Source organism: Mycobacterium intermedium (assembly GCF_002086275.1).
In the GTDB taxonomy this organism is placed as follows: Bacteria; Actinomycetota; Actinomycetes; order Mycobacteriales; family Mycobacteriaceae; genus Mycobacterium; species Mycobacterium intermedium.
In genome coordinates, this window is record NZ_MVHT01000014.1 from 21,072 (window position 1) to 36,549 (window position 15,478).

The following is a 15,478-nucleotide window of genomic DNA, read 5'->3' on the forward strand; positions in this document are numbered from 1 at the left end:
TCAGGAGCGGCGTGCGGGAAAGTACATTTCCTGGCGCACCGTGCACACCAAGTCGCCGTTGCGGTTGAACATCGTTCCGCTCGCCAGTGCCAGCGAGTCGGCACTGCTGGGCGAAAGCCTGTCATAAAGAAGCCAATCCGACAGTACCGCGGGCCCGTGGAACCACACCGAATGATCACGTTGCGCCGAGGCAGCCACTCCCCCTTGCGCGACGATTGCCGGTTCGGTCAACGTCACCGCCGACAAATACGCCACGAGGCTCGCGGTCAGCACCGGGTCGTCGGGAACCGCGCCGTCCGGTCGCCACCACATCGGCGACCGTGCGGGCGGCACGTCCTCGGCGTGGATGACGCGCCGCTCGAACCAACGCAGGCTTGCCCACCGTCCGGCGCGGCTGTCTTCGGACTCGGCCAAGTGCGGTGCAACCCGCGGCAACGTTTCCGGGTCCGGCGCCTCCGGCATCGTCGGTTGGTAGACGACTTGGGCAGCAGCAGGATCGGTGACCTTGAACGACGACATCGTCTCCATGAGAATCTTGCCGTGTTGGCGAGCGGTGACTCGACGCGCCGAAAATGTCCGCCCTTCTTGCAGATCAACCACTTCGAAGTCCACCGGCAGGCGCGCATCACCGGGACGGAGGAAGTAGGTGTGCACACTGTGCGGCACACGACCCGGTGCGGTGTGGCTCGCGGCGAACAGCGCCTGCGCCGAGATATGGCCCCCCAAGATGTGATTGGCCGGCGCGGGCAACTGCTGACCAATGAAGTTCCAGTCATCCACCCGTGTCAGCGACAGGGTGGCGAGCACGTCGTCGAGCGAGGATGACATCGGGAGTATCTTGCCCGACCGCCGGCAACGACCCACCGCCGGTCTGGACGACACTCAGACGCCAATCCCCCGATACCTCTGCAGTCGCCGCAACGCTGGGGCTGACGCAGCCCCCGCGGCGGGCCGCAGTGCCCCGGCCAGTGCCGCCCGTACTGCCCCAACGTTCAGGTGCATCCCGATCGCCACCAGACAGCTTCCTTCGGCCCGTGGCGGCGCCTTGTCGATGTGAATCGCGTTGCCGACCAGATTGACGACGTAGCGCCGAACCGACCGGCCCTGCCGGACTGCCACCACGCCCTTCAGCCGGAAGACGCCGGAGGGTGGCTGTTCGAGGAGGTCCAACAGTGGGTCGAGATCGATGCAGTCGGCGCAGCGTGCCGTGACCGCGTCAGCGTGGACGTGGTCGTGCGCCTCGTCCGGTCCGGAGGCAAGCAACAAGTCACGAAACGATAGCTGCCCCAATGGATCAGGCTCGTCCAACGCATCGAAGAGCAGCGCGTGGTCGATTCGGCCACCGCTGGTGCCAACAACGACCACGCGCGGGTTACGTTGCGCTACCCGCTGTTTGACGCGTTCCACCACCGCCGCCCGTTCGTCCTCCGGCACCTGGTCAAGTTTGTTGACGACGACGAGCGACGCGGCGCCGTAGCGCGCCGGGGGCAACTGGCTGCGGTCGACGGTGTCGAAGTGATTAGCGGCGTCGACGATGTCGACGATGCCGCCGCTACGCACCCCGGAAACCTTGCTGAATCCGATGATCCGTGCGATCGACACCGGATCGGCCACACCGCTGGCCTCGACGATGATGGCATCGAGGCGGCGCGCCGGGTCGGCGAGCTTTGTGAGGGCTTCGTCCAAACCGCCGTCATCGGGCAGGCAGCAGATGCATCCGCCAGCAATCGATGCCGGTTCGTCGATCTGGCCCGCTACCAGCCCGGCGTCGATGTTGAGTTCGCCAAAGTCGTTGACAACCACGCCGATTCGCGTGCCAGGACTACGCAGCAGATGGTTGAGCAGCGTCGTCTTGCCGGCACCAAGGTGACCGGTGAGCGCGATGACCGGTATGGCGGACCGGCTGCTCACCGGTCAGCTGTGTGGCGCAGGGTGATGATGGTGACGTCGTCGTCGGTATTGCCCCACGCCATCGAACTCCAAATCCACGACGCGGTCACGTCGCGGGTACGACCAAGGATCTGGGCCAGCCTGTCGAGACCGTCGTCGATCGCCTCCCCGCGTCGTTCCACCAAACCATCGGAATACATCACCAACGCGTGCCCGGCCTCCACCGTGAACGTACTGGGCGCATACGTGACGCCGGCAATGCCGATCGGCGGCGAGAGGCGTATCGGCGCCTGCACCGCGGGGTTCCCGGAGGGCGCCGCCGGGTTGGGTAGGTACGGCATCAGATGGCCGGCGGACGCGGCCTCCACGTGCCCGGAATCGAGATCGACCCGGGCGGCGATGATCGTGGCGAACGCGCCGGGCAGCATGTGCACACAGAAGTCATTGAGCTGGCTCAGCGCCCCGGCCGGTGTGGCGCCGGCGAACAACTGCGCGCGTAAGGCGTTGCGCAGCTGCGCCATCGTGCCGGCGGCATTGACGCCGTGTCCCGCGACGTCGCCGATCAGCACGATCAGCCGGCCGTCGCGCAGTGTGAATGCGTCGTACCAGTCGCCGCCGACGTTGTCGCCTGAGGCCGGTTCGTAGTGCGCGGACAGCTTCCAATTCTCGAGCTCGGGCATCGACTCCGGCAGCAGGCTTAGTTGCAGCGTCTCGGCGAGCCGCAGCGCACCCCGCGCGCGGCTGTACAGGGATTCGACCAGGTGGCGTCGCAGCGTCTCCGCCGATTCCGTCTCGCTCTGCGTCCACGGTTCGCTGCGCAGGCGCACGATCTCGCGCCACCGATCGAATGACTTGCGCGGACTGAGCCGCAGCTGGTCACCCTCGTTGACCGCGATGGTCTTGTTGTGCGGATCACCGCCCCAGTCCACCGAGCGCAGCACCTCGCGACGAAACCAGATTGCGTACTGCCCGTCGGGCAGGTTGAGAGCGAGCGCGCCGGCAGCCAACTGCGGGTCCAGGCCGAGGTCGGGTAGCTCGTCGGCCAGGCACTCGCAGCTCGCGATCTCCTCACCCGCGCCGCGCGCCCAGGCCGCGACCGCGGCCACGATCTCCGGGGAAGGAACTGTTCCCTGCGTCCGGCGGTCACCCTGGATGTCGACGACGACGCCGTCGGCAGGCACCAGATCGAGCAGGTCAGGCGCCCCGAGCAGCGCCGCCGACAGTGATTCTCTGTCGTCCAAGGTCGCCGCGGTGAGTTTGGTGAGCAATGCCTGCGCGGCCAGCCGTTCTTGCAGCAAATCACCCTCGAAGCGGTCGACGAGTCGCAATGACAGGGTCGAGCCGAGGAATTCGGCCGCCACCCGGGCGCCGAACGGCGGCAGATACGGACCGTCGTAGTGATGGCAGGCGATGAGCCCCCAGAGACGTCCGTGCCGCAGCAACGAGATTGACATCGACGCGCTCACGCCCATGTTCTGCAGGTACTCGATGTGTATGGGCGAGACACTGCGCAGTGTGGCGTAGGTGAGGTCCAAGGGCTTGCCGGTGTCGGGGTCCACCGTCGGAACGACGGGCGCGGGCACGTAGTGGACGTCCGAGATCAGACGTATCCAATTTTTCTCGTAGAGAGCGCGGGCTTGTGCCGGGATATCGGTCGACGGGTAATGCAGTCCCAGGAACGAATTGAGATCGTCACGTTTGGCCTCGGCGACGACCTCGCCGTTGTAGTGCGCGTCGTAGCGGTACACCATCACGCGGTCGAAACCGGTGAGTTCACGTACCGCGCGGGCGGCTGTGTCATACAGCTCGCCCAGCGTGGCGGCCCGGTTCAACTCCTCTACCGAGCCGCGCACCGCCTGATAGGTATTAGGAAAGGAGAAAGGCCGCTCGCCGTAGGCGATTTCGAGTTCGATGAGCAGGACGCGCCCGGGATCGCGATGCAGGATGGCGTCGAAGTTCTTCGACTCCCCGCCGACGTCGATCACACACTCGATGGGGTTGCGTTGGCGCAGATCACTGAACGTGGACGCGGCCTTCTCGATGCGCGCGGCCTCTTCGGTGCCGATCAGCGCCGACAGGTGCTGCCCCAGGACGGCCTCGACGGAGCGGCCTAGCAGGTCGGCGACGTTGGCGCTGATGTGGCGTATCGCGAAATCGGGCTCATGCACGACGGCAAGCACGCCCCGCGGTTGAATGCTGCCCGGGATGTGTATCGGCTCACGGGCGCAGTTGTCTAGGTCGATCGGCGTGCCGACCGGGACAAGGTCGACGTGCTGACTGTCTGATGCGGATGGCGGGATTGTTTCTCCCTTTTGGTCAGGCTCTCGGTTCTGTGAGAAGGACTAGCCCGGCCATCAGGTTATCAAGGCGTCTCCTCTTCCACCGGCATTGATCGAAGCCAACCGTCAACACCGGCAACGGCCCACTGCATGTCAGCTACTAGACGCCGCTGGCTCTAATTCCACACGCCGCAACAAGCGGGTTACCGCAGGACCAATGGGCGTAACAGGCTTTCTGTGAGTATGCGATGTATTGCAAAGGTGTTTACGGAAGCCGCACCAGCGGGGCAGGAAATGGTTAGGCTTCATCCACACAGCCGGGTACTGACGCGAGAGGGGCACCGTGTCGTTCGTAACCGTGGCGCCTGAGTGGCTGAGCTCGGCGGCAGCGGAATTGGAAAGCATCGGCGCGGCGCTGAACGCGGCGAACGCAGCTGCGGCCGCTCCGACCACCCAACTCGCCGTCGCTGCAGCAGACGAGGTATCCGCCGCGGTTGCAACGTTGTTCGCCGGATTCGGCAACGAATATCAAGCGCTCAACACGCAGGTCAGCGCCTTCCACCGGCAGTTCCTGCTGGCCTTGAACTCGGCAGCCGGTACCTATGCCTCCGCCGAAGCGGCGGCGAGCGTACCGCTGCTGGACGAGGTCTTGGGGGTCATCAACGCACCCACGCAACTGCTGCTGGGGCGTCCGCTGATCGGCGACGGAGCGCCTGGCACCGAAGCCAGCCCTAACGGCGGTGCCGGCGGCCTGCTGATAGGCAACGGCGGAGCCGGATATTCCTCGACGACACCTGGCGTAGGCGGCGGTGCCGGCGGCGCCGCAGGGTTGATCGGTAACGGCGGCGCCGGGGGTGTCGGCGGGGCGGACGCGCCTGGCGGGGCCGGCGGCGCGGGCGGATGGCTGATCGGCAACGGCGGCTGGGGCGGCACCGGCGGCATATCGACCACTCTTGTTAATGGCGGCGCCGGCGGCGCCGGAGGCAGGGCGTACCTGCTGGGCACCGGCGGAAACGGCGGGGCCGGTGGCCTGGGCACCGCCGCGAAACTTGGCACCGGCGGCGTCGGCGGCAGCGCCGGCCTGCTATGGGGCGGCACCGGCTTCAGCGGGCCTGGCATCGACGGCCGTACCGTCCCGATGTCACTGGTCGCCGGCACCGAACCCGTCGTGAACCTCTCCGTCAATGGCGGAAACTATGCACCGATCCTGGTTGACACCGGGTCCGAGGGGCTCGTCGTCCAGATGAAGGACGTGGGAGGTCTACCGGGATTGCTGAAGATGGGCATCCCCACCGGCGGCATCAGCGTCAGCGCCTACAGCGGCGGATTGACCTACCTCTTCGCCTCCTACCCGACAACGGTGGACTTCGGCAATGGCATCGTCGCCGGACCCACGAACGTCAACGTCGTGCTCCTCTCGATCCCGACGTCTCCGTTCGCGATGGGCGCATATATCCGAAACTTCTTGCAGAACCCGTTTGTCACCCCGTTCGACGCTTACTTCGAGACGGCTGGCGTGGACGGGGTTCTGGGCCTGGGGCCCAACGCCGTTGGCCCGGGCCCCAGCATCCCGACGCAGGCATTGCCGGGCGATCTGAGTTCCGGCGTACTGATCGACATACCGGACGGCAAGCTGTGGTTCGGCCCGAATCCGCTACCCAACCCGGCCGACAACATATCGATCGTCGGATCGCCCATTGCCAACCTCTGGGTGTCCGTCAACGGCGCGCCACCTGTACTCGTCCCGTCGATCATCGACTCCGGTGGCGTGCAGGGCACCATTCCGGCATCGGTCATCGGTTCTTCAACCCTGCCCGCCGGAGCAACCATTCAGGTCTTCGCCGATGCCGCCGGCACCAAGTCCCTGTACAAGTTCGAAACGGATTGGTACAAGCCAACGGTGATTACCTCAGGCCTGATGAACACTGGCTTCCTGCCGTTCTGGTACCAGCCCGTCTACATCGACTACAGCCCGGCGGGAGTCGGGACCACGATCTTCGACCATCCGCAGCCCTGAGCGTGAATCCCACGACATGACACGCCGATTCAGCGTCGCCTGATTCACGCTCGAGGGGCAGGTCACGCCCGTTCGGACTGCAAAGTTTGCAGAACGTGCAATTATGGTGGGCATGGCGAATCAGTTGGGCCTCCGCGAGCGACGGCGCCGCCAAACCAGCGCGGACATCCGTGGAGCGGCGGTGGAACTGGCGCAAGCGCGCGGCTGGGACAAGGTGACCATCGAGGAAATCTGTGCCCGGGCCGGTATCTCTGCCCGTACGTTCTTCAACTACTTCCCCAACAAGGAAGCGGCAATCGCCTACGGGCCTTCCGATTTGCCACCCGAACTGGCGGACGATTTCGTCGCGGCCGGGCCCGCCCCGTATCCGGTGGTGCTGGCCGAACTGATCACGCTGGCCGCCCACCACCTGCGCGACATGCCACCGCAACGCGAACAGGCCGTGTGCATGCTGGACCTGGCCAAGACGACCCCGGCGGTGCTGGCGGCGTTCCTCGCCGACCTGGAGCGATTCCAGACCCAGCTGACCGACATCGTCGCTCGACGCCAAGGCATGAGTCCCGATGATGAGATACCCGCGCTGATATCGGCTTTGGCGCTGACGGCCGTGCGTTCTGGCATCGAGCGCTGGTCCAAGAGCTATCCCACCGACACCGACGACACGCCGATGCCCTATGTCGAGCGTGCCGCCGCAATGGTCAACAGCATCTTCACGCGGTAATTGACGTGACCGCCAACACATAAACTTGCATACTCTGCAAAAACTGCACATGATGTATCGTGACCTTTTGGTGACAGTCCAGCGCGGTCGCTCGTCGCGGAGTGTGCCGTAGCCGGCGCCAGCGGTCGCGGACCATGCCCGGTCATGCCTGGAGCCTGATCGACCACTACTACGCATTGCCGCTGTAATCCGTTGCAGCACTGTCTATTTCGTGAATCGCGCGCAGGGACGGGAAAGGAAATCGCCACGCATGGGGATATCCAAGATCGTGCGCAACGCGTGGTTGCCGCTGTTGATCGTGGCGGTCGTCGTAGTCGGCGGTTTCGCCGTGACACGGGTCAAGTCCTTTTTCATCGCCGAGCAATCCGCCCCGGTGGGTGGCGCCAAGGTCGATGACTCCAAGCCGTTCAAGCCCAAGGTCGTCAAGTACGAGATCTTCGGCGCGGCGAGCCGTGCCAACGTCAACTACCTGGACCTCAACGCCGAGCCCCAGCGGTTGGATGGCGCGCCGCTGCCGTGGACTTTGGTCCTCACCACGACCGCGCCTTCGGTATTCCCGACCATCTCGGCGCAAAGCGACGGCGATTACCTCGGTTGCCGGATCACGGTCGACGACGAGATCAAGGACGAGAGGATTGCCAACGGCGTGCACGCCCTGACCTCCTGCTTGGTGAAATCGGCATGAGTACCACCTCTGAAGACGTGCGAGCCGACGACGCTCGGACCGACGCCATTCCCGTCGCCAAACACGCGGCCCGGCCGTTGATTCCACGATTCATCCGCACCTTCGCCGTGCCCGTCATCCTGGCCTGGATCGCGCTTATCGCTGTCCTGAACACGGTCGTCCCGCAATTGGACGAGGTCGGGAAGATGGTTTCGGTCTCGATGAGCCCGGACGACGCACAATCGGTGATCGCGACGAAGCGCGTCGGCCAAGTTTTCCAGGAGTACTCGTCCAACAGTTCGGTCATGATCGTGCTGGAAGGCGAGAATCAACTGGGCGCCGAGGCCCACGCCTATTACGACCAGATCGTCAGAAAGCTCGAGGCAGACCCGGAACACGTTGAGCACGTTCAGGATTTCTGGAGCGATCCGCTTACCGGAGCCGGCGTGCAGAGTAACGACGGCAAGGCCGCCTACGTCCAGGTCTATCTCGTCGGCAACCTCGGTGAGACAAAAGCCAACGACTCGGTCGAGGCCGTCCAAGCCATCGTGGAAAGCGTCAAGGCACCCAACGGGGTCAAGGCTTATGTCACCGGACCTTCGGCGTTAGAGGCAGACCAACACATCGCCGGCGACCGCAGCCTCCAGGTGATCACGGCCGCGACCTTCGTCGTGATCATCGCGATGCTGCTGATGGTCTACCGCTCGATTGTCACGGTGCTGATCACGCTGGCGATGGTGGTCCTGGAGTTGGCCGCCGCCCGGGGTGGTGTCGCGTTCTTGGGATACCACCGGATCATTGGGCTCTCTACGTTCGCGTGCAACCTGCTGGTCACCTTGGCGATCGCCGCCGCCACCGACTACGCAATCTTCCTGATCGGCCGATACCAGGAAGCCAGGGCCGTCGGCGAATCGCGAGAAGACGCGTACTACACCATGTTCCACGGCACGGCCCACGTGGTGCTCGGATCCGGCATGACCATCGCCGGCGCCACCTTCTGCCTGCACTTCACCAACCTGCCGTACTTCCAGACGCTGGGCATCCCGCTCGCCATCGGCATGGTGATCGTGGTTTTCGCGGCGCTGACGCTGGGTCCTGCGGTCATTTCGGTGGCATCGCGTTTCCGCCAGATCCTCGAGCCCAAGCGGGCCCAGCGGATTCGCGGCTGGCGCAAGGTCGGCGCAGTGGTCGTGCGGTGGCCGGGACCGGTGCTGGTCCTGACGATCGGCATCGTGCTGGTCGGCCTGCTCACCCTGCCCGGCTACCGGACCAACTACAACGACCGCAACTACCTGCCCGCGGATCTACCGGCCAATGCCGGCTACGCGGCAGCGGATCGGCACTTCTCGAAGGCACGCATGAACCCCGAGTTGCTGATGATCGAAAGTGACCACGATCTGCGCAATTCCGCTGACTTCCTGGTCATCGACAAGATAGCCAAGTCGATCTTCCGGGTGCCCGGCATCAGCCGCGTTCAGGCCATCACCCGACCGCAGGGCACGCCGATCGAGCACACCTCGATCCCCTTCCAGATCAGCATGCAAGGCGTCAGCCAACAGATGACGCAGAAGTACCAGGAAGACCAGATCGCGGACATGCTGCGTCAGTCCGAGGAAATGCAGACGACCATCGACAGCATGATCGAGATGCAGGACATCACGGCGCAGATGACCAACGACATGCACATCATGGTCGGCAAGATGCACGCGATGACGATGGACGTCGCCGAATTGCGCAACCACATGGCCGATTTCGAAGACTTCTTCCGTCCCATCCGGGCCTACTTCTACTGGGAGAAGCACTGCTTCGACATCCCGGTGTGCTGGTCATTGCGATCGGTCTTCGACGCGCTCGACGGCGTCGACATCATGACCGACGACATCGAGAGCCTGATGCCCGTGATGGATCATCTCGACACGCTGATGCCGCGGCTGAATGCGCTGATGCCGCAGATGATCCAGAACATGAAGAACATGAAAACCATGATGCTGACCATGTATTCGACCCAGAAGGGTCTGCTGGAACAGCAACAGCGGGCGCAGCAAGACTCGGCCGCCATGGGTAAGGCGTTCGACGCATCCAAGAACGACGACTCGTTCTACCTGCCACCGGAGACGTTCGACAACCCCGAGTTCAAGCGGGGCATGAAGAACTTCATCTCCCCCGACGGTCACGCCGTACGCTTCATCATCAGCCACGACGGCGATCCGATGACGCCGGAAGGCATTTCGCACATTGCCGCGATCAAGAAGGCCGCCTATGAGGCCCTGAAGGGCACGCCGATGGAGGGCTCGAACATCTACCTCGGCGGCACCGCGGCGACCTTCAAGGACATGCAGGAGGGCAGCAACTACGACCTTCTGATCGCCGGAATCGCTTCCATGTGCTTGATCTTCATCATCATGCTGATCATCACGCGAAGCGTTGTGGCGTCGGCGGTCATCGTGGGCACCGTGTTGATTTCCCTGGGTGCATCTTTCGGGCTTTCGGTGCTCATCTGGCAGCACCTCATCGGCATCGAACTGCACTGGATGGTCCTGGCGATGTCGGTCATCATCCTGCTTGCCGTGGGCGCCGACTACAACCTGCTCCTGGTGTCCCGATTCAAGGAAGAGATCCACGCTGGCCTGAACACCGGCATCATCCGCTCGATGGGCGGCACCGGTTCGGTGGTCACGTCGGCCGGCCTGGTCTTCGCGTTCACGATGATGACGATGGCGGTGAGCAAGTTGATCGTCATCGGCCAGGTCGGCACCACCATCGGCCTCGGTCTGCTGTTGGACACGCTGATCGTCCGGTCGTTGATGACTCCATCCATCGCCGCGCTGCTGGGCAAGTGGTTCTGGTGGCCGCAACGGGTCCGTCAGCGTCCCGTCCCGTCGCCGTGGCCCAAGCCGAGCAAGCACTCGGCCGAGGATGCCGAATTGGTGGCAACTGCCAACTGAGCCCAGCCGAACGGCGGACGGCGACCAGCTGCCGGAGGTCAGCCATCGGCCATCGGGTTAGGCGCCGCCGACGCTCCAACTCCCCCCAGCGCCCCTCCCCTAAAGCACGCGGGGCGTGCCTAGGCGGCGATCCATCGATCTCAGCGCGGCGTGTCGGGACGCGGCTGCACTGTTCTGTACCGTGAATCCGCATGTCACGGGGCATACGTTCGGTCAAGCACGGTCGGTCGCGCATGTATCGCATACGTTTAAGTATAAGATGCTTGACTGTATAGGATACGTGTATGTAGCATTCTTGTTACGTCCTCCGACAGCACTCAGAACCCCACATCGCCGGCAAACCAGCCCAACAGCATGCGAGAGACCGATGAAGCTGCGTACCCGTACCGCACCCGCAACCGAATGGCCGCCCATGGTAGACAGCCAGCTGACACCGCGGATTCGTGAGCTGATCCGCCAGGGAGCGTGGATGGCTCTCAACCCCAGCCCGGAGTGGCTCGAAGAGCTCGACCAAGCCACCGTGGTCACGAATCCCACGATCATTGAGAACCCCGCTTTGGCCCAAGCGGTCAGTCTGTCCAACCGCACGACGCTGATCCACTTCGCGACCGCTCACCTGCGCGCTCCGGGCGCGCCAGTGACCCCCTACCTAGGACCCGAGCCGCTGCGCATGGCGCGGATCCTGGCGCGCCGCGATGTCGGAGTAACCGCCTTCGACATCTACCGCGTCGGCCAGAACCTTGCCTTGCAACGTTGGACGAATATCGTTTTCGAGCTCACCTCCGACCCGGACGAGTTGCGTGAGCTTCTCACCGTGATGTCGCAATCGGCCAGCGATTTCGTCGACGCAACGCTCGTCGGAGTCAGCCGGCAGATGCAGCTGGAACACCACGAACTTGCCCAGAGCGTGCTGGTCGAACGCCGCAAGATCGTCGAACTCATCCTCGACGGCGACTCGATGCAGCACAGCCGCGCCGAAGCTCGCCTCGGATATGCCCTCAGTGGGCGACACACCGCCGCCATCATCTGGTGCGACGAGCACGAGCACGACTACCACCTGCTGGACAGGGTGGCCGAGGAGCTCGGCCAAGTGGTCGGGAGTCCGCGCCCACTCACCGTGACGTCGGGCCCGGGTACTCGTTGGGTATGGATGAGGGACGCCGGCACCTTCGAAGCCGACAGGATCCGCGAGTTGCTCGAAAAGACGCCCACGCTGCGGATCGCCATCGGCAACGGTGCGCAGGGTACCGAAGGCTTCCGTCGCAGTCATTTTGATGCGCTCGCGACGCAGCAGATGATGGTGCGACTGCAGTCGCGACAGCGGGTTGCGTCGTTCGACGACGTCCACATGACCGCTCTGTTGACCCAAAGGCCCGATCGGTCAGACGATTTCATCGACAGCACGCTGGGGGCTTTTGCTTCGGCGAGCGACGTCCTGCGCAACACCGTGTTGACTTATATCAACGAGCAGTGCAACGCGGCACGCGCTTCCCAGCAGCTCTACATTCATCGCAACACCTTGTTGAGCCGCCTGGACGCCGCACAACGCCTTCTGCCTCGGCCATTGGAGCACAACACCGTTCGCATCGCTGTCGCGCTCGAAGCACTGAAATGGCACGGGACGCGGGATCAGGAGTCGTCCAGCCAGAACCGTGTGTCGTAGCTAACCCTGCGACCGACTCGTCCTCAACGACGATCCGTCGCCCAGTCGGCCCCTGCATTTGAGCACCCCACACCACGTTAGATATGGTGGACAGGTGTCCAGTTTGCGATGGGGGCGGTAGCGGTGCGGGTAATCGCAGTGGAGTCAGGGGCGCCCCTCCGCAGCCATTTTGCCCTCGAATAAGGCTCGGAAGGGTTAAGTATGCGAATTGCCTTACTGTCCTACCGCAGTAAGACCCATTGCGGCGGACAGGGCGTCTACGTGCGCCAGCTCAGCCGCGGACTGGTCGACCTAGGCCACGAGGTCGAGGTGTTCTCCGGCCAGCCCTACCCGGAGCTGCTCGACCCGCGAGTCCGGTTGACCGAAGTTCCGAGCCTGGACCTATACCGAGAGCCCGACCCTTTTCGAGTTCCGTGGCCGAGTGAGATTCGCGACTCGATCGACCTGTTGGAACTCGGCACCATGTGGACCGCCGGATTCCCGGAACCGCGTACCTTCGCACTGCGGGCAGCCCGGGTCCTAGCAAACCGGGGTCGCGACTTCGACGTCGTTCACGACAACCAATGCCTGGGAACGGGCCTGCTCACCATTGCCGGCCGCGGCATGCCGGTGGTGGCCACCGTGCATCATCCGATCACCCGGGACCGCGCCCTTGACATCGCCGCCGCGCCGTGGTGGCGGAAACCCCTGGTGCACAGGTGGTACGGCTTCTCCACAATGCAGAAGAAGGTGGCGCGCCAGATCCCTGACCTGCTGACCGTTTCGTCCTCATCGGCAGCCGACATCGTCACCGACTTCGGCGTTTCGCCTGACCAACTCCATGTCGTGCCCCTCGGGGTCAACACTGAGTTGTTCCAGCCCGGAGCCGCGCCCCGACAGCCCGGGCGGATCATCGCGATCGCCAGTGCCGACACGCCGCTCAAAGGCGTGAGCACCCTGCTTCACGCGATCGCCCGACTCCGCGTCAACCACGACATCGAGTTGAGGCTGGTGGCCAAGGTAGAACCCAACGGCCCCACCGAGAAACTCATCGCCGAACTCGGCGTCTCCGACATCGTCCACATCTCCAGCGGGCTTTCCGATGCCGAACTAGCGGCATTGTTCGCCTCGGCCGAAGTGGCCTGCATTCCTTCGCTCTACGAAGGGTTTTCGCTTCCTGCGGTGGAGGCGATGGCGAGCGGCACCCCCATCGTGGCCAGTCGGGTGGGCGCGCTGCCCGAGGTCGTCGGCACCGACGGCGCTTGCGCCGAGTTGGTTCCTCCAGCGGACGTCGCCGCCCTGACCCACGCGCTCGGCGACCTACTCGATTCGCCGGAAAAGCGGCGCAGATTGGGCAGCGCGGGCAGAACCCGTGCCGTGAACGTCTTCAGTTGGGACGCCGTGGCGGCCCAGACCGTGCAAGTGTACGAACGGGCTATCGCCCGCAAGTCCACCACCGGCCGGGGAGCCGAGGGGAAAGCCCAATGCTGACAGTCGATTTCGACCGACTGGGCATCGGCCCGTCCACCACCGTCATCGACGTGGGTTGCGGGGCCGGCCGGCATGCGTTCGAGGCATACCGGCGCGGCGCCGACGTCATCGCCTTCGACCACGACGCCGACGAAATACGCTCGGTGGACACGATGCTCAAGGCCATGGCCGAGGCGGGCGAAGCACCCAAGACTGCGTCCGCCAAGGCGGTCGTCGGTGACGCGCTGCACCTGCCGTATCCAGATGAGACGTTCGACTGTGTCATCGCCTCGGAAATTCTGGAACACATCCCGCAGGACGACGCCGCGATCGCCGAACTGATCAGAGTACTCAAAGTTGGCGGCACCCTCGCGGTCAGCGTCCCGCGTTGGCTGCCCGAGCGGGTGTGCTGGCTACTGTCCGATGAATACCACAGCAACGAAGGTGGCCACGTACGCATCTACCGCGCCAATGAGTTGCGGGACAAGATCACCCGCGGCGGGATGGAATTGACCCATTCACACCATGCCCACGCGCTGCATTCCCCGTTCTGGTGGTTGAAATGCGCTATCGGCGTTTCCAACACCGATCATTTCGCCGTGACGGCATATCACAAGCTCCTGGTATGGGATCTCATGCAACGCCCGAGGATCACGCGGATGGCGGAGTCGATGCTCAATCCGCTGGTCGGTAAGAGCGTGGCGATGTATTTCACCAAGCCGCAGACCGTAGAAAGCGAAGCGACGCAGGGGTATTCAGTTGCATCGGGTTAACGCTCCGGTGGTTTCGGGAATACTGACTTCCGAACAAAGCCGACAGACCGCGCTGTCCATTGCCGCAACCCAGGAATCATCCGGCGCCATCCCGTGGTTCGAGGGCGGTCACACCGACCCGTGGGATCATGTCGAGTGCGCGATGGCGCTCACCGTCTGCGGGTTGCTGGAGCCCGCGCGGGCCGCGTTCGACTGGAGTCGGCGCACGCAGCGGGACGACGGTTCGTGGCCGATCCAGATCCGTTCGGGGACAATCGAAGACGGCAATAGCGACAGCAATTTCTGCGCCTACATTGCCACCGGCGTGTGGCACTACGTGTTGGTCACCGGTGACAAATCCTTCGGTGTGGCGATGTGGCCGACGGTGAAAAAAGCCATTGACTTCGTCATCGACCTGCAGGTCGGATATGGCGAGATCTGTTGGGCCCGAAGTGCTGCCGGTCCACTTCCCGAAGCCTTGCTCACCGGGAACGCGAGTGTCTTCCACAGCATCCGGTGCGCACTTGCACTGGCCGAACTGGTCCGGGAACCCCAGCCGGAGTGGGAATTCGCGTTGGGCCGCCTAGGCCATGCGATTACCGAGCACCCCGAAGTCTTCACCATCAAGGACCGCTATTCGATGGACTGGTACTACCCCATTCTCGGTAGCGCGCTGCGCGGTCCGGCGGCCAGCGCGCGAATCAAGCAGCGCTGGAGCGACTTCGTGGTCGACGGCCTTGGCATTCGCTGTGTGGATGACCGGCCGTGGGTGACCGGCGCCGAAACCTGCGAGCTGGTGCTGGCGCTCGACGCCATCGGCTCGCGGACAGCTGCGCATGAACAATTTCGCGCGATGCAGCATCTGCGCGAGGACGACGGGTCCTATTGGACGGGTTTGGTTTTCGCCGACGGCAAGCGTTGGCCCGAGGAGCGGACGACCTGGACGGGTGCGGCCATGATCTTGGCGGCGGACGCGTTGTCGAACACCACACCTGGTGCCGGTATTTTTCGCGGCGACGGCCTGCCGATGGGCCTGCAGACCGACTTCGATTGCGAGTGCATCGCGGCCGGCCCTCGCCGCCCCTAGGCGACAAACCC

General features: G+C 64.1%; 11 protein-coding genes. 8 read left to right on the forward strand and 3 right to left on the reverse strand.

Going from position 1 to position 15,478, the window contains the following annotated elements; genetic code table 11:
- The 3 genes from BST27_RS07545 to BST27_RS07555 are packed head-to-tail and all read right to left on the reverse strand — an operon-like array spanning window position 1 to window position 4,190.
- Window positions 1-828 (reverse strand): acyl-CoA thioesterase, encoded by an 828-nt coding sequence (locus BST27_RS07545; protein ID WP_069419976.1) that lies wholly within the window; start codon window positions 826-828, stop codon window positions 1-3.
- A gap of 54 nt (window positions 829-882) precedes the next feature.
- Entirely contained in the window at window positions 883-1,911 is a 1,029-nt protein-coding gene (locus tag BST27_RS07550) for a CobW family GTP-binding protein (protein WP_083148419.1), read from the reverse strand.
- Window positions 1,908-4,190, reverse strand: coding sequence for a SpoIIE family protein phosphatase (locus BST27_RS07555; protein ID WP_069419974.1), 2,283 nt, complete (start codon window positions 4,188-4,190; stop codon window positions 1,908-1,910). Before BST27_RS07555 ends, BST27_RS07550 begins: the two co-directional genes overlap by 4 nt.
- 322 nt (window positions 4,191-4,512) lie before the next feature.
- Between BST27_RS07555 and BST27_RS07560 the strand changes: the two genes are divergently transcribed.
- The 8 genes from BST27_RS07560 (at window position 4,513) to mmpH (ending at window position 15,467) form a co-directional block, all read left to right on the forward strand.
- Window positions 4,513-6,186 carry a PecA family PE domain-processing aspartic protease gene (locus BST27_RS07560; RefSeq protein ID WP_069419973.1) on the forward strand — a complete coding sequence of 558 codons (1,674 nt, stop codon included), beginning with the start codon at window positions 4,513-4,515 and terminating at the stop codon, window positions 6,184-6,186.
- 112 nt (window positions 6,187-6,298) lie between these two features.
- Window positions 6,299-6,907 carry a TetR family transcriptional regulator gene (locus tag BST27_RS07565; protein WP_069420000.1) on the forward strand — a complete coding sequence of 203 codons (609 nt, stop codon included), beginning with the start codon at window positions 6,299-6,301 and terminating at the stop codon, window positions 6,905-6,907.
- A gap of 250 nt (window positions 6,908-7,157) precedes the next feature.
- Window positions 7,158-7,592 carry an MmpS family transport accessory protein gene (locus BST27_RS07570; RefSeq protein WP_197518126.1) on the forward strand — a complete coding sequence of 145 codons (435 nt, stop codon included), beginning with the start codon at window positions 7,158-7,160 and terminating at the stop codon, window positions 7,590-7,592.
- A complete protein-coding gene (locus tag BST27_RS07575) occupies window positions 7,589-10,516 on the forward strand; it encodes an MMPL/RND family transporter (protein ID WP_069419972.1) in 2,928 nt (975 codons plus the stop codon). Before BST27_RS07570 ends, BST27_RS07575 begins: the two co-directional genes overlap by 4 nt.
- Before the next feature lie 412 nt (window positions 10,517-10,928).
- The gene (locus tag BST27_RS07580; RefSeq protein WP_069419998.1) at window positions 10,929-12,179 is read left to right on the forward strand and encodes an Rv1453 family transcriptional regulator; all 1,251 of its coding nucleotides are present in this window, start codon (window positions 10,929-10,931) and stop codon (window positions 12,177-12,179) included.
- A gap of 201 nt (window positions 12,180-12,380) precedes the next feature.
- Complete coding sequence (gene manT, locus BST27_RS07585; protein WP_069419971.1) at window positions 12,381-13,649, forward strand: MMP alpha-(1->4)-mannosyltransferase; 1,269 nt, start codon at window positions 12,381-12,383, stop codon at window positions 13,647-13,649.
- Window positions 13,643-14,401: a class I SAM-dependent methyltransferase gene (locus BST27_RS07590; protein ID WP_069419970.1), complete on the forward strand. Its 759-nt coding sequence runs from the start codon at window positions 13,643-13,645 to the stop codon at window positions 14,399-14,401. Before manT ends, BST27_RS07590 begins: the two co-directional genes overlap by 7 nt.
- Window positions 14,388-15,467, forward strand: coding sequence for an MMP endo-(1,4)-3-O-methyl-alpha-D-mannosidase (mmpH, locus tag BST27_RS07595; RefSeq protein ID WP_069419969.1), 1,080 nt, complete (start codon window positions 14,388-14,390; stop codon window positions 15,465-15,467). The genes BST27_RS07590 and mmpH overlap by 14 nt, the downstream gene beginning before the upstream one ends.
- Window positions 15,468-15,478: the final 11 nt, after the last annotated feature.